This is a genomic window from Pseudomonas sp. Leaf434 (assembly GCF_001425545.1).
In the GTDB taxonomy this organism is placed as follows: Bacteria; Pseudomonadota; Gammaproteobacteria; order Pseudomonadales; family Pseudomonadaceae; genus Aquipseudomonas; species Aquipseudomonas siliginis.
Genome location: NZ_LMQZ01000009.1, coordinates 313,645 through 328,573 on the forward strand (window position 1 = coordinate 313,645; position 14,929 = coordinate 328,573).

15 protein-coding genes and 1 pseudogene are annotated in these 14,929 nt (G+C 60.5%); 9 read left to right on the top strand and 7 right to left on the bottom strand.

The window, feature by feature from the left end; genetic code table 11:
* Positions 1–113: 113 nt before the first annotated feature.
* From ASG55_RS18840 to ASG55_RS18850, 3 genes are all read left to right on the top strand, one after another.
* Positions 114–377 carry a DUF2790 domain-containing protein gene (locus ASG55_RS18840; protein ID WP_016775158.1) on the top strand — a complete coding sequence of 88 codons (264 nt, stop codon included), beginning with the start codon at positions 114–116 and terminating at the stop codon, positions 375–377.
* Between the two features lie 33 nt (positions 378–410).
* A complete protein-coding gene (locus ASG55_RS18845; RefSeq protein WP_056789129.1) occupies positions 411–749 on the top strand; it encodes a hypothetical protein in 339 nt (112 codons plus the stop codon).
* A gap of 90 nt (positions 750–839) precedes the next feature.
* On the top strand, positions 840–2,051 hold the full coding sequence (locus ASG55_RS18850; RefSeq protein WP_056789132.1) for a cytochrome c biogenesis protein DipZ: 1,212 nt from the start codon (positions 840–842) through the stop codon (positions 2,049–2,051).
* A 17-nt stretch (positions 2,052–2,068) separates the two neighbouring features.
* Here the strand turns inward: ASG55_RS18850 and ASG55_RS18855 are convergent, their stop codons facing one another.
* Positions 2,069–2,530 (bottom strand): GNAT family N-acetyltransferase, encoded by a 462-nt coding sequence (locus tag ASG55_RS18855; protein WP_056789141.1) that lies wholly within the window; start codon positions 2,528–2,530, stop codon positions 2,069–2,071.
* A gap of 230 nt (positions 2,531–2,760) precedes the next feature.
* Between ASG55_RS18855 and ASG55_RS18860 the strand changes: the two genes are divergently transcribed.
* On the top strand, positions 2,761–3,573 hold the full coding sequence (locus ASG55_RS18860) for a class I SAM-dependent methyltransferase (RefSeq protein ID WP_056789144.1): 813 nt from the start codon (positions 2,761–2,763) through the stop codon (positions 3,571–3,573).
* Between the two features lie 133 nt (positions 3,574–3,706).
* Here ASG55_RS18860 and pcsA read toward each other — a convergent pair whose 3' ends face one another.
* On the bottom strand, positions 3,707–4,429 hold the full coding sequence (pcsA, locus tag ASG55_RS18865) for a phosphatidylcholine synthase (RefSeq protein ID WP_039762346.1): 723 nt from the start codon (positions 4,427–4,429) through the stop codon (positions 3,707–3,709).
* A 260-nt stretch (positions 4,430–4,689) separates the two neighbouring features.
* Here pcsA and ASG55_RS18870 point away from each other — a divergent pair, with 260 nt between their 5' ends.
* A complete protein-coding gene (locus tag ASG55_RS18870) occupies positions 4,690–5,427 on the top strand; it encodes a tellurite resistance TerB family protein (protein ID WP_056789146.1) in 738 nt (245 codons plus the stop codon).
* Between the two features lie 132 nt (positions 5,428–5,559).
* Positions 5,560–8,181 carry a DNA ligase D gene (gene ligD, locus ASG55_RS18875; protein WP_056789149.1) on the top strand — a complete coding sequence of 874 codons (2,622 nt, stop codon included), beginning with the start codon at positions 5,560–5,562 and terminating at the stop codon, positions 8,179–8,181.
* On the opposite strand, the gene ASG55_RS18880 is transcribed toward ligD, so the two are convergent.
* From ASG55_RS18880 to sodC, 3 genes are all read right to left on the bottom strand, one after another.
* A complete protein-coding gene (locus tag ASG55_RS18880) occupies positions 8,182–8,583 on the bottom strand; it encodes a hypothetical protein (protein ID WP_071172813.1) in 402 nt (133 codons plus the stop codon).
* An 80-nt stretch (positions 8,584–8,663) separates the two neighbouring features.
* On the bottom strand, positions 8,664–8,978 hold the full coding sequence (locus ASG55_RS18885; RefSeq protein ID WP_024013308.1) for a DUF2388 domain-containing protein: 315 nt from the start codon (positions 8,976–8,978) through the stop codon (positions 8,664–8,666).
* A gap of 125 nt (positions 8,979–9,103) precedes the next feature.
* Entirely contained in the window at positions 9,104–9,625 is a 522-nt protein-coding gene (gene sodC, locus ASG55_RS18890; protein WP_056789153.1) for a superoxide dismutase family protein, read from the bottom strand.
* A 243-nt stretch (positions 9,626–9,868) separates the two neighbouring features.
* On the opposite strand from sodC, the pseudogene ASG55_RS27715 reads away from it, so the two are divergent.
* Both ASG55_RS27715 and ASG55_RS27720 read left to right on the top strand, forming a co-directional pair.
* Positions 9,869–10,624, top strand: a pseudogene (locus tag ASG55_RS27715) (MCP four helix bundle domain-containing protein); the annotation flags it as partial.
* 132 nt (positions 10,625–10,756) lie between these two features.
* Positions 10,757–11,482 carry a methyl-accepting chemotaxis protein gene (locus tag ASG55_RS27720; protein ID WP_370593648.1) on the top strand — a complete coding sequence of 242 codons (726 nt, stop codon included), beginning with the start codon at positions 10,757–10,759 and terminating at the stop codon, positions 11,480–11,482.
* A gap of 167 nt (positions 11,483–11,649) precedes the next feature.
* Here the strand turns inward: ASG55_RS27720 and ASG55_RS18900 are convergent, their stop codons facing one another.
* Positions 11,650–12,081: a nuclear transport factor 2 family protein gene (locus ASG55_RS18900; protein ID WP_056789159.1), complete on the bottom strand. Its 432-nt coding sequence runs from the start codon at positions 12,079–12,081 to the stop codon at positions 11,650–11,652.
* Between the two features lie 529 nt (positions 12,082–12,610).
* Between ASG55_RS18900 and mqo the strand changes: the two genes are divergently transcribed.
* Positions 12,611–14,257, top strand: coding sequence for a malate dehydrogenase (quinone) (gene mqo, locus ASG55_RS18905; protein ID WP_041480875.1), 1,647 nt, complete (start codon positions 12,611–12,613; stop codon positions 14,255–14,257).
* A gap of 178 nt (positions 14,258–14,435) precedes the next feature.
* On the opposite strand, the gene ASG55_RS18910 is transcribed toward mqo, so the two are convergent.
* The gene (locus tag ASG55_RS18910; RefSeq protein ID WP_056789162.1) at positions 14,436–14,864 is read right to left on the bottom strand and encodes a nuclear transport factor 2 family protein; all 429 of its coding nucleotides are present in this window, start codon (positions 14,862–14,864) and stop codon (positions 14,436–14,438) included.
* Positions 14,865–14,929 lie beyond the last annotated feature (65 nt).

The window sequence follows — 14,929 nt, forward strand, 5'->3', positions numbered from 1 at the left end:
TCTCGTCCTTTCCTGACACAGACGCGATACCTCGAAGGCCTCAAATAGGCTCCATCGAGGCACACACACAGACCGCCTCGGCTCAAACCCACTGAAGCCTTGAGGACTACACCATGAACAATAAATCCGTATTCGCCGCCTGCCTGTTCGCCGCTCTGAACATCTGCACCCTGTCGGCCCACGCCGAAGCTGACGTCAGCCGGCAAACCTACACCTACGGCACCCATCTGGATATCCAGAAAGTGCTGTCGATGACTGAAGACACTTCCGTGACCTGCGGCATCACCGAGGCGCGCATGACCTACCTCGATTCCGCCGGCAAAACCCGCGAGCTGGATTACAGCAAATTCGCTGACGGCTGCAACAACCAGAACTGAGTCATCCCTACTTTTTCTGCAAGGAGTTTTGCCATGAACAACGTCTCGCGCTTTTTGACCGCAGCAGCCTTCGCCTTCACCGGTGCCGCCGCCCACGCCAACAGTGCCTTGGAGCAGAGCAGCTGCGCCAGCAGCACCTGCTTCCAGCTGACCACGGTCGCGAAGGAGGGCAGCGATGCACTGATCGCCGCTGATGGTTCCAGCCGCACGCCGCAGGGGCAGATGGTTGCCGCTGACGGATCGAGCCGTACACCGCAAGGCCAGATGGTTGCCGCTGATGGTTCCAGCCGCACACCGCAAGGCCAACTGGTCGCGGAAAACGGTGCCAGTCGCACGCCTCAAGGGCAGCTGCTGGACGGCCAGACCGCATGAGCCACGGCGTAGATAAAGCAGGCTAGCGAGGGACGTTTCCCTCGCTGCCCGGTTGCGTGCCCAGCCCCCCACATTCAAGGTGACCCCGTTATGTACCTCATCGCATTTCTCGGCGGTCTGCTGACCGTTCTCAGTCCGTGCATCCTGCCGGTGGTGCCGTTTCTGTTCGCTGGCGCCAACCGTACCCGCTCCTCGATCCTCCTGACTCTCGCTGGCATGGCGCTGACCTTTGCGCTGATCTCCAGCCTTGCCGTGGTCAGCAGCGAGTGGGTGATTCAGGCGAGCAACACCGGCCGCCACGTCGCCTTGTTCGTCATGGCGCTGTTCGCCCTGTCGCTGATCTCGGCCCGCGTCGGTGACTGGCTGACCCGGCCGTTTGTCGCCCTGGGCAATCGCCTCGATCAGGACACCCGTAAACGAGCCGGACCGATGGGCTCGATCATGCTCGGCGTCGCCACCGGACTGTTGTGGGCGCCCTGTGCCGGGCCGATCCTTGGGGTGATTCTGACCGGCGCAATGTTGCAAGGCGCCAATGCCCAGACCAGCCTGTTGCTGCTGGCTTACGGCGTCGGCAGTGCCTTGTCGCTGGGAACGTTGATCTTCGCCGGGCGCGGTCTGGTCAATCGGCTGAAACCGTCGATCCCGTTCAGTGGCTGGTTGCGTCGCGGTGCCGGGGTTGCGGTGCTTGCTACAGTTGCGGTGATTTCCACGGGCGCCGATAAGACTCTGCTTGCCAACACCTCTTCCGAAGGCGTGGCCAGCGTCGAGAAAAACGTCCTGGAAAACGTGCCGAAAGTGGTCGACTACTTTGTCAGCAAGGTCCGCGCCGATTCGATGATGGACGAGGCGCGGGGCGCGATGCCGTCGCTGTCGGGCGCTGTGCAATGGCTCAATTCACCAGAGCTCAGTGCCGAATCCCTGCGCGGCAAAGTGGTGCTGGTGGACTTCTGGACCTACGACTGCATCAACTGCCAGCACACCCTGCCGTACGTCAAAGACTGGGCGAAGAAATACGAGAAGGACGGCCTGGTGGTGATCGGCGTGCACACACCCGAGTATGGCTACGAGCGCATCATCAACAACGTCAAGGATCAGGTGAAAAAACTCGGTATCACCTACCCGGTGGCGATCGACAACGACTACGCAATCTGGCGCAACTTCGACAATCAGTACTGGCCGGCGCATTACCTGATCGACGCCAAGGGCCAGATGCGTTACAGCCACTTCGGTGAAGGTCGTTATGCCGAGCAGGAGCAGATGATCAAGCAGTTGCTGGAAGAGGCGAAAGCTCCGGCAGCCTGATCAAAAAAACCAATGGCTCACAGGTCGCGGACCATGAGCCATTGTTGTTTTTCCCACGCCTGGAAACCCTCCAATAGCTGCCAGCCGCGTTTACCGTAGTAGTCGTGTTTGTCTTGCGTGTGCAAGTACAACCGCGACACCCCACGCTGCTTTGCTGCCTCGCAAATCCCTTCAATCAGCTGCTCCGCCAAGCCTCGCCCGCGCGCCTCGGGGTCAACGAATACGCAGGCGAGCCATGGGCCGAGATCGGCGCGATTGGTCAAATCGTTGCGGGCCAGTGCGGCACCACCGAGCAGGCGTTCACCGTCCATGGCAATCAGGCACGACCATTCACCATTGCTTTGGCCCTCGGCAAATTCGCGCTGCCATTGAGCCAGGGGCTGGTCGGCGTATTCGTAGTGGAATTGTTGGTGAATCCACGCCGCGTAGCGATCGCTGTGTTGCATGTGCGCGGCGAGCCAGTCGAGGTGCAGTGACATCGGTCGAGTCCTTTGCGTGGGCGAGCCCGCATCAGAAACCAATCCCGCAACGCTGACAATGCGCAAGGTGTATCAGGCGCTTGACAGATTTACGCCGCTCATCGGCAAAGTGCCGGGTTTAGGGGGCTGGCGGACGATTGGCAGGGACGCCGGGCAGCCTCGGCGCGATAGTGACCAAGCACAGTCTGCGCCGCCGACTGTGCATTCTCTCTGCCACGGAGCTCGCTGTCATGAGTACCCCGCTTGATCTCACTGCCCTGAAGGAACGTCAGAAAGTCGCTTGGGCCAGTGGCGACTACGCCGTGATCGGCACCACCTTGCAAATCGTTGGGGAAAACCTCGCCGAGGCTTGCGATCTGCGCTGTGATGAACAGGTGTTGGATGTCGCTGCCGGCAACGGCAATGCAACCCTGGCAGCGGCGCGGCGCGGGTGTGTAGTGACTTCGACCGATTATGTGGCGGCACTGCTGGAGCGTGGTCAGGATCGCGCCCGGGCCGAGCATCTGGAGGTGATTTTTCAGGTGGCCGATGCCGAGGCTTTGCCTTTTCCCGATGAAAGCTACGACGCCGTGTTGTCGACGTTCGGCGTGATGTTCGCGCCTGACCAGGTCACCGCCGCTGCTGAACTGGGGCGGGTCTGTCGTCGCGGCGGACGGATCGGTATGGCGAACTGGACGCCGGAGGGCTTCGTCGGCCAGATGTTCAAGACTCTCGGCCAGCATCTGCCACCGCCAGCAGTGGCCCAGCCACCGTCGAACTGGGGCTCGGATGCGTGGCTGCACAAGCATTTCGATGACCGCGATTTTGTCGTGCGCGTGACCCGCAGCCACTTCAACTTCCGCTACCGCTCGGCGGCGCATTTCATTGACATCTTTCGGCACTGGTATGGGCCGGTGCACAAGGCTTTTGCGGTGTTGCCGGCGGAGGCCGGGCAGGCGCTGGAGGATGATCTGACCGAGTTGCTCAACCGATCGAATCGCGCCGGGGAGGCGTCGCTGGTGGTGCCGAGCGAGTATCTGGAGGTGGTGATTACCAAGCGCTAGTCCCCATCGGATCTCCTGATCGATGAAGATCTCTGTGGGAGCGAGCCTGCTCGCGAAAGCGGTGTGCCAGCCAACCTTGATGTTGATGGAACGACCGCATTCGCGAGCAGGCTCGCTCCCACAGGGAATGTGCTTATTTCAAATGGCCGCGATCAAACCACTCCAGCGCCGTGCGCCAGATGCAGATCCCCAGGAAATAAGCCGACATCAGCAACCACAAGCCCATCACCAGCGGGTTGATCACCGGGTGATTGAGCACCAGTGACAGGCTGCACAACAGCCAGATCGCCGTCACCGCAATATTGATTGGCATGAAACGCCGCACGCGAAACGGGTGCAGGAACTTCATCCGCGTCACCGTCAGCAGCGCCAGCCCGATCACGGTGAGAAAGGTAATCCAAGGCCCCGGGCCAATGATGTACAGGCACAGCGCTACCACGTTCCAGGCCGCCGGGAAGCCGACAAAATAGTTGTCCTTGCTCTTCATGTTGACGTTGCAGAAGCAGAACAGCGACGACACCAGAATCACCGACACCGTCAGCAACAGGGTGTAATCGGGCAGGGGAATGTAGCGGTAGATAAACAGTGCCGGGATGAATACATAAGTCAGGTAATCGATCACCAGATCGAGGATCGAACCGTCGAAACTCGGCAGCACCGATTGCACATTGACCTTGCGCGCCAGTGCGCCATCGAGGCCGTCGACGATCAGCGCCACGCCCAGCCACATCAGGCAATGAATCGGCTGGTTTTCCAGCAGCGCGAGGGTGGCAAGGAAGGCGGTCACCACGCCGGTCGCGGTAAAACCATGGGCGCCCCATGCTTTCAGCCTGGCGATGTGTACGGTTGATATCACGGGGGCGTTCTCCAGAAAGTGAAGCAAGCCGGTTATCGCCCATCATCAGAAAGGGCGTCGGCAAACCGGGTCGGGTTGCAGCTATCGACCGGTTTGGCCGGGATAAGGTTCACCACCCCTGAATCTTAGCTGGCTGGCGAAAATTTTCTCGCGTGGCGATTCAACGGTGATCGGGCGTCAGCCCAACGGTGCTGGCGCTATGGCTGCGTCGGTCTATCGTTGCCTGACGCGATCGGGCCGTGGCCTCGGAGGATAACGTCATGAACACCAGCGATTTGCTTGAACAACTGCTCCGAGGCCAGGCCTCGGCGGGACAACAACGCGGAGCTTCGGCCGGTGACGGCCTGGGCGGTTTACTTGGTGGCCTGTTGGGCGGCGGCAGTCAGTCCGGAGCGGGTGGCGCGGCTGCTTCGGGTGGCCTCGGCGGCCTGGGTGGTTTGCTCGGTGGCTTGCTCGGTGGCGGTGGCTTGGGAAGCGCCCTCGGTGGCGGTAGCAGAAGCCGTACCGGCGGGACCAGTTACGCGGCGCTCGCATCGCTGGGCATGATGGCTTACCAAGCGTATCAAGCCTGGCAACGCAGCCAGGCCAGCACCGCGCCGCAGGAGCTGCCACAAACCGCCGACCTGCTCGCCGGCCCGCAAATCGAAACCCACAGCCACGCGGTACTGCGCGCCCTTATCGCCGCCGCCAAGGCTGACGGCCGCATCGACGACGCAGAAAAGCATCTCATCAGCAGCGAAATCGGCAAACACACCGCCGACCCGCAGTTGCAGCAATGGTTCGACGCCGAAGTCGCCAAGCCGCTGGATGCCCGCGAAGTGGCGCAATCCGCTAACGGCGATCCGGCCGTAGCCGCCGAAATGTACCTGGCCAGCGTCATGCTGGTAGACGATCAACAGGACGCCGAACGCAGCTATCTCGATGAGCTGGCCGCCGCCTTGAACATCGATCCCGACTTGCAGGTGCATCTGGAACAGCAGGCGAAAGGGCAAGCCTGACCCGCTGTAAAAATCCCTGACACTGCCAGCCCCGGCCGTTCCATCCGTCTGGGGCTTTTTTACCTCGATTGAATTTTTCCGCCGCCGTGTCGCTCTTCTGCATAACAGAACCCGTCTGCCATCGGTGTGCTCATGAACAGGAACCTCGACGATTACAACCGCATGCGTGATTTTTCCGCGACGTCGGAACCGGCCGCAGTCAAGCGCTCGGGCCGTAAGTCGGCCAAGGATCATGCTTTGCAGTTCTGCATCCAGAAGCACGATGCTTCGCACCTGCATTACGACTTTCGCCTGGAACTCGATGGCGCGCTGAAAAGCTGGGCGGTGCCGAAGGGGCCGTCGCTGGACCCGTCGGTCAAGCGTCTGGCGATTCATGTTGAGGATCATCCGCTCGATTACGCGACGTTCGAAGGCAGCATTCCCGAGGGGCATTACGGTGCCGGTGATGTGATCGTCTGGGATCGCGGTGTGTGGATTCCGCTGGAAGATCCGCACAAGGCCTATGCCAAGGGCCGGCTCAAGTTTGAGTTGCAAGGCGAGAAGCTCGGCGGCGTGTGGAATCTGGTGCGCACGCACATGCCGGGCAAGAAGGAACAATGGTTCCTGATCAAGCATCAGGACAACGCCGCGCGCCCGCAGGATGATTTCGACGTGCTGGTCGCCGAGCCCGACAGCGTGCTCAGCGAGCGCACGATTGTCGGTAAACCGGCGGCTGCCGCCGATAAGGCCAAACCGGTAAAGAAGGCCCCGGCCAAACCGCGCAAGCAGGCGTCCGGGCAGCTTACCGGCGCACGCAAGGCCAAGCTCCCAGCGCTGATCAAGCCGGAACTGGCGACGCTGGTCGACAGCGCGCCCGAAGGGCAGTGGAGCTACGAGATCAAGTTTGACGGCTACCGGATCATGGCGCGGATCGATCACGATGAGGTGCAGCTGTTCACCCGCAACGGCCATGACTGGACGCACAAACTGCCGCAGCAGGCCAAAGCGCTGGCGGCGCTGGGTCTGGAATCGGCCTGGCTCGATGGTGAAATGGTCGTGGCCAACGAGCAAGGGGTGCCGGATTTTCAAGCGCTGCAGAATGCCTTCGATGCCGGGCGCAGCGGCAATATTGTTTATTACCTGTTCGACGTGCCGTATCTGAATGGCGTCGACCTGCGCGACGTGCCGGTCGAAGAACGCCGCGCCGCGTTGAGCACCATCCTCGGCGCGCAGAAAGAATCGTCAACGCTGCGCTTCTCCGAAGCCTTCGAAGAAACCCCGGACGCGCTGCTCAACAGCGCCTGCCAAATGCAGATGGAAGGCCTGATCGGCAAGCGGCTCGGCTCGCCTTATGTATCGCGGCGCAGCGGCGACTGGATCAAGCTCAAGTGCAAACATCGCCAGGAATTCGTCATCGTCGGCTACACCGATCCGAAAGGCGCGCGCAGTGCCTTCGGTGCCTTGCTGCTCGGCCTGCACGACGCTGACAGTGGCGAGTTGCGCTACGCCGGCAAGGTTGGCACCGGGTTCAACGAAACCACGTTGAAAAGCATCCTCGCCCAACTCAAGCCGTTGCAGACCAAAGCCGCCGCAGTGGTCAATCCGCCCAGCGGTTTCGAGGCCAAAGGCGTGCACTGGCTCAAACCCAAACTGCTGGCCGAAGTGGCGTTCGCCGAGATGACCAAGGACGGCTCGGTGCGGCATGCCGTGTTCCATGGTTTGCGCGATGACAAACCGGCCAAGGACATTACCGAGGAGCGAGCGAAGCCTGTGAAAGCTGCCAAGTCCGACAAGTCTGAAAAAACCGAAAAACCTACTGCCGCCGCGAAGAAACCGGCGAAGAAAACCGCCGCCAGCAAAGCCGAAACCGCACCGTCGCAGGCGGGGCTGGCCGGCGGCAAGGTGCGCATCACGCACCCGGATCGGGTGATCGACGCCGTCAGCGGCACGACCAAAATGCAACTGGCGCAGTACTACGCCAGTGTCGCCGAATACATCCTGCCGCAACTCAAGGATCGCCCCGTGGCGTTGGTGCGTGCACCGGACGGCATCGCCGGCGAACTGTTCTTCCAGAAGAACGCCGATCGCCTGGCCATTCCCGGTATCACTGCTCTGGACAAGGACGTCACCGGCCAGCCAGTGATGATGATCAACAATCCCGAAGCGCTGGTCGGCGCGGTGCAGATGAGCACCGTCGAACTGCACACTTGGAACGCGACGAAGGTAGATCTGGACAAGCCCGATCGCTTCGTCCTCGACCTCGACCCGGATCCTGCGCTGCCATGGAAAAGCATGGTTGAAGCCACCGCGCTGACCCTCACCGTGCTCGATGAGCTGGGCCTCAAAGCCTTCCTGAAAACCAGCGGCGGCAAAGGTATTCACCTGGTGGTGCCATTGACGCGCAAGCATGGCTGGGACGAAGTGAAGGACTTCAGCCACGCCATCGTCAGCCACATGGCCAAGTTGCTGCCGGACCGGATTTCAGCGGTGTCCGGGCCGAAAAACCGCGTCGGGCGGATCTTCATCGATTACCTGCGCAACGGCCTCGGTGCCACCACCATTTGCGCCTACGCCGCACGGGCGCGGGAAGGCATGCCGGTGTCGGTGCCGCTGTACCGAGAGGAAGTCGCTGAAATCAAGGGTGGTAATCACTGGAACATCTACAACGTTCACGAGCGTCTGACCGAAGTCGGCGATGAGCCTTGGGCGGACATGAAGAAAACCCGTCAGACCATCACCGCCGAGATGCGCAAGCGCGTCGGCATGAAAAAGTGATCAGGTGTCGCGCAGCAAGTCGTGGGCGTTGAGCAGTTCGAAGGCGATTTGCGGGTGGTTTTCCAGGCCCTTGCGAATCGCCGCCGGGATTGCCGCGCGAGTCTTGCGACACAGGCCTGGCAGCTCGTCGATCTGAATGGCGATGCCGCGCATGGTGCGGACTTCGTTGAAACCGGGGGCGACGTCGACACGGATGCCGAGTTGCTCGTACATACGCTGTTGCAGGCGTTTGAGGTCGGCGAGGTCTTTGAGTTGTTCCAGGCGCGCCAGAAGAATTTTTTCCTCAGCGCGGGTCAAGCGCAGGATGCGCAGATCGGCTCCGGGGGTTTCCAGCAACGGATCGCGCCCGCAGATGCAGGCGCCGGGAGGGCAGGGTGAGCGCAAGGGCACGGTCGTCGTCATGGCCTCCATCATAGAGGCCGTCGGACATGTTTGCCTATGCGCACTCAGCGGCCGTCCATCGGCCGCTGCGTCCCTCGTGACTACTGCTGCACGCCTTCGTAGTGCACCAGAATGGCGTTTGCCAGGTCTTCATCACTGGCGTTCAAGCCAGGGTTTGCCTGGCGCACCTGTTGCAGTACCGACTCAAGATAAACCCCACGAATGGCCCCGCCGCTTGCAACGAACGCAGACACGTCGTCACGGGCCGGAATCACCATTTTGTCGTCCTTGAAGGTCGAGTACAGCGACGCGGAGACACCTGCCGAGGTGGCGACGTCACCCGCGTCAACGCGGGCCAGCGCCGAACCGACCGGCAGGCAAAGCATTAAAGAAGAAATCAGGACTAACTTGCGCATGACGTGTTCCTCCACAAGCGCTAAGCAAAAAGGGAAGGGACTACATAACGTCAGAGGTGAACGGCGCGCGGGAGTTCCGTGAGCGGTGAAAAGCCGTGAGTCAGAGTTTTCACCGCTCAGTCGGTTCAGATCACCCCACAGGCCATGCGATCACCGCCACCGCCCAGTGGCTTGGGCATGTCGGAATGGTTATCGCCGCCGGCGTGAATCATCAGGGCGTGGCCCTTGATCTCGGAAATCTTCTTCAGGCGCGGTGCCAGCACCGGATAGTTGGCGACCCCGTCAGCCGTCACATACACCGCTGGCAGATCACCCAGATGCCCGTCGGCGTAAGGGCCAAGGTGCTTGCCGGTTTTCGCCGGATCGAAGTGTCCGCCAGCGGCCAGTGCTGCGCCTTTGACGCCATCCTTCATGCCCGCTTCGCAGCTGCCGTTTTCATGGACATGGAAACCGTGAATGCCGGCCGGCAATGATTTCAGCTCGGGTGTGAACAGCAGGCCGTACGGCGTTTCGCTGACAGTGACAGAGCCGATCGCCTGCGGCGCGCCGTCGGCGCTGACCAGATTGATTGCGACTTTCTCCGTTGCTGCCTGTGCGGTGCCGATTGCCAACGTGCCGAGCAGACCAAACCACAGTGCGCGTTTCATAAGCGTTTCCTTCAGCTGCATGAATGTTCGTAGCCATGGATTGATAGCCTGCCGGGGTTAACCAGCGATGAAGGCGTTATCCATCGGCGCTGCAAGGTGTGACCGGGTTCACGCTTGAAAAGTTTTGCCGGATTCAAGTCGCCCCTGACATCAGCCGATACGCTCTGTGTCGGCAGTTCCCTGCACATAGGCTTAACTGAAATCCGACAAGCGCAATCCAGCGTGCCCACGGGAGATTCCACGGTGTCGATCAAACTGCGTTTGGTGTTGCTGATTGCGACCAGCCTGCTGACGGCGCTGATCGTGAGCCTGGTCAGTTACGTCGGCAACCTGCGGATGGCCACGGCGGTAGGCGATAACACGGTGAGCATGAGCGCGCTGCGCAATCACATGGAAGCGGACATGATGCACGACGCCCTGCGCGCCGATGTCTATTCGGCGATGCTGGTCGGCCTGGGCAAAAGCACCGCCACCGCCACAGAAGTGCGCGATTCGCTGGCCGAGCACGCAGGGCATTTTCGTGAAGTGCTGGATGACAACCTGAAGCTGCCGATCAACCCGCAGTTGCGCACGGCGCTGGAGCAGATCAAGCCGAGCCTCGACACCTACATCAAATCCGCCGAGCAGATCGTCGGCGTGGCGCTGGACAATCCGGATGCCGCCCAGCAGCAGCTCGGCACGTTCAATGCCGCGTTCAGCCAGCTCGAAGAGCAAATGGCGACGCTCAGCGAATTGATTGAAAGCAATACTCGGCAAACCAGCGAAGGCACCGAAGCGGCCATTAGCAATGCCAATCTGGCTCTTGGTGTGGTGCTGATCGCCAGTCTGTTGCTGCTGCTGATTCAGGGGCGCTGGGTGATCCTGAGTATCATGGGGCCGCTGAAATCCGCCAGCCGCATCGCTGAAAGCATTGCCCATGGCAATCTCAGCGAACCGATTGTCGAACCCGCCGGCAAGGACGAAGCCAGTGTGCTGATCCGCACATTGGCGACCATGCAACGTGACTTGCGCAACATGATCGACGTGGTCCGGCGCAACGCCCACGGTGTCAGCGGCATGAGCGAGCAGCTCAGTCAGGGCTGCCATCAGGTCGCCGACAGCAGCCAGCAGCAAAGCGTTGCCGCTGGGACCATGGCGGCCGCCGCCAGTCAGATGACCGCCAGCATCGAGGAAATCACCCGCCACGCCGAACGTGCCCTGAGCATGGCCAATCAGGCGGAAACTCTAGCGAAGGAGGGCGGCGGGGTGATTCATCAAGTGGTCAGCGACATGGACGACATCGCCCGCTCGGCACAGCAGTCGGCGCAGGTGATCCGCACGCTGGATCAGGAATCCGAGGCGATCTTCAACATCATTCAGGTGATCAAGAGCATCGCCGACCAGACCAACCTGCTGGCCCTCAACGCCGCGATCGAGGCGGCGCGGGCAGGTGAGCAGGGCCGTGGCTTTGCCGTGGTCGCGGATGAAGTGCGCAGTCTGGCCGCACGCACCAGCGCCTCGACCCAGGAAATTGCCGCAATGGTCGCGCGCATCCAGAGCAGCACGCGCGAGGCGGTCACCAGCATGGAGGCCGGCGTGGCGCAGGTCGACAAGGGCATGGCGGTGACCGCGGAAGTCGAGCGGGCGATTCGGGAAATCCTCGACGCCACGCTGAACACCACGCAACTGGTCAACGACATCACCCGCACGATTGGCGAACAGAGCCAAGCCAGTAACGAGATCGCCCATCAGGTGGAGATGATTGCCGGGATGAGCGAAGGCAACAGTCGGGTGATCGGGCAGACCGCGACGACCACCGATGAATTGTCGAATCTGGCGGGGCAGCTGGCGCGGTCGGTGGATCGGTTTCGGTTGTGATAGCGGTAGGACTGGTGTCTATCACGGCCTTATCGCTGGCAAGCCAGCTCCCACAGGGTCTGATGTTGTGAATGCAACGGTGTGCACACCATCATCCACTGTGGGAGCGGGCTTGCCCGCGATTAGGCCAGCTCGGGCAACACTGAATCAAGCCTATGTGCCCTTAATCAGAACCTGAACGCCTGCCGCCCCACCAACAACCATTTCCCGCCCTGTTTCTGCCAGATCTGGAAATTCTCGATCTCGGTCGGAATCACCTCAGTCCCTTTCAACGCCTGCGCGGAGAAGTGGTGGCGCACCAATGCGGTATCGCCGGACAGAGTAATGGTCTGCTTCTGCATCTCCAGGGTCTTGAATGCGCTGCGGCCGGTTTCGATGTCGGCGATGAATTCCTGCTTGTCCTGAATCTTGCCGCTGGAGTGGCCGTAGGTCAGGTTCGGCGCGGTCAGAGCGTTCAGTTCGGCGATGTCTTTGTGCAGCATCGCCTGGGTCAGGTGATCCACCGCTTGGGCCACTTGCTTTTCCGCCGGGGCAGGGGCGGCCATGGCGCAGGCGCTGAAGGCGCAGAACAAACCGATGAGGAGGCGGGATTTGGTCATGTTGTTTCCTTGTTGTTATTGGGTCGGAATGACTGGCTTAGTTTGTCAGTCATCGTACAACGTAGCAGGTTATTTTCTGCTTGAACAACGAGCCGTTCGCAATGATTTATCAAGTTGCGATGTGTATCGCGCAAAAAAATTTGCAGGCCAATGCCTGATCACGGTCATGTTTGGTGGCCCATGGCCGATAAGCCCCAGAGCGGAAAAAGACTTTCAAGTCGGGAACAGACGCGCGGGTTCGCCCTGACGTGATATTCTCCGCGCCAAATTTGCTTTGACTTAATTCGGTTGGCTGGCCTTTCAGGCGGGCCGACGGGATCCCTGTCGCTCAAGCAGCTGAAGCCAATAACGATAAGAAGTCAGTTCAGAAGGGACATTAACTGAGGTCGATGCCACATGTCGGCCTTGTGTGCCCACCCGTCAATATTGAAGTGTGCCGGATTGCGCGACGCCAGCCTGAGCGTCAACAAAGCGCAACGCAGACTGATAACAACGACGGGCGGAAGGCGTTTTATCATAGGTGCAACAGATGTTTAAGAAAGTGAACACAGCCTTGCTCGGTCTGGCTTTGGCGATGGGGATGTCGTCTGCCAATGCTGCCGAAGCCAAGAAAGTTGATGTCCTGCTGATCGGCGGCGGCATCATGAGCACCACCCTGGGTGTGTGGATCAATGAGCTGGAACCGACCTGGTCGATGGAAATGGTCGAGCGCCTCGATGGCGTCGCCCTGGAAAGCTCCAACGGCTGGAACAACGCCGGTACCGGTCACTCCGCCCTCGCCGAGCTGAACTACACCCCGGAAGACGACAAGGGCAACGTGACGATCCCGAAAGCCGTCGAGATCAACGAAGCGTTCCAGGTTTCCCGTCAGTTCTGGGCGTGGCAGGTTCAGCAGGGCGTGCTGAAGAACCCTCGCTCGTTCATCAACACCACTCCGCACATGAGCTTCGTGTGGGGCGATGACAACATCAAGTTCCTGAAAAAGCGCTACGAAGCGCTGCAGGCGAGCCCGCTGTTCGCTGGCATGCAGTATTCCGAAGATCCGGCTGTGATCAAGAAGTGGGTACCGCTGATGATGGAAGGGCGTGACCCGAACCAGAAAATCGCGGCCACCTGGAGCCCGCTGGGTACGGACATGAACTTCGGCGAAATCACCCGCCAGTTCGCCGCTCACCTGCAAACCAAACCCAACTTCGATCTGAAACTGTCGAGCGAAGTTGAAGACATCACCAAGAACGCCGATGGCACCTGGCGTGTGAGCTACAAAAACCTCAAGGACGGTACCAAGACCGAAACCGACGCCAAGTTCGTGTTCATCGGCGCTGGCGGCGGTGCTCTGCACCTGCTGCAGAAGTCGGGCATTCCTGAAGCCAAGGAATACGCAGGCTTCCCGGTTGGCGGCTCGTTCCTGGTGACCGAGAACCCGACGATTGCCGAGCAGCACCTGGCCAAGGCCTACGGCAAGGCTTCGGTTGGCGCGCCACCGATGTCCGTTCCGCACCTGGACACCCGTGTCCTGGACGGCAAGCGCGTCATTCTGTTTGGCCCGTTCGCGACCTTCAGCACCAAGTTCCTCAAGGAAGGTTCGTACTTCGACCTGCTGACCAGTACCACCACCCACAACATCTGGCCAATGACCAAGGTCGGCATCAAGGAATACCCGCTGGTCGAGTACCTTGCCGGTCAGTTGATGCTGTCGGATGAAGACCGCCTGAACGCGCTGAAGGAATACTTCCCGAACGCCAAGGCCGAAGACTGGCGCCTGTGGCAAGCCGGCCAGCGCGTGCAGATCATCAAGCGTGATGAAGCCGCTGGCGGCGTGCTGAAACTGGGCACCGAGATCGTTGCTTCGCAAGACGGCTCGATCGCCGGCCTGCTGGGCGCATCGCCAGGCGCGTCGACTGCTGCACCGATCATGCTGAGCGTGCTGCAGAAAGTCTTCAAAGACAAAGTCGCAACCCCTGAGTGGCAGACCAAGCTGCACCAGATCGTGCCGAGCTACGGCACCCAGCTGAACAGCGATCCGGCCAAAGTGGCTGCTGAGTGGGCTTACACCGCGAAAATCCTCGAACTGCCGACGCCTCCAGCGATCGGTCAGGTAGCTGCTCCGGCGGCACCTGCGGCTGACAAAGCCGTAGCGCCGAAGGAAAACGCTGCACGTGACATGGCTCTGTAAGCAGAACCCTGACACACAAAACCCACTGAACCGGCGACGGTCAGTGGGTTTTTTTATACGCCGGACCTGTAGGAGCTGACGAGTGCAACGAGGCTGCGATCTTTTGATCTTGATCTTCAAACGTCAAAGTCAAAAGATCGCAGCCTCGTTGCACTCGTCAGCTCCTACATCGGTAGGGTCAGGCTTTCGCGTTCGCCAGGTAGGCCCCCAGGCGCCGACCCATTTCTTCGCCCAGTGCTTGCAACCCGCTCAGCGGCCGCACCATCACTTCAAACTCGACAATCTTGCCGTGTTCATCGAAGCGAATCATGTCGATGCCTTTGAGTTCCTTGCTGCCGACCCTGGCGCTGAATTCGAGAATCACGTTCAGGCCATCCGCCGTCGCCAATTCGCGGTGATAGGCGAAATCTTCGAAGACTTCGAACACGGTGTTGAGGATCATCGCCACCACCGGCGCGCCGGGGTAGGGCGTGTGGGCCATGGGCGAGCGGAACACAGCTTGCGGATCGAGCAGTTCAGGCAGGGCTTTGAGATTGCTGCTGCGGATCATCTCGTGCCAGCGCGCGAGGGATGCGGCGACGTTGGGCTGTAAGGCGAGGTCGGGCATGGTCACTCCGGTTTTTATTGTTGTCGGTCGGCAATGACTGTAGATCAACCGGGCCGAAAGTGAAT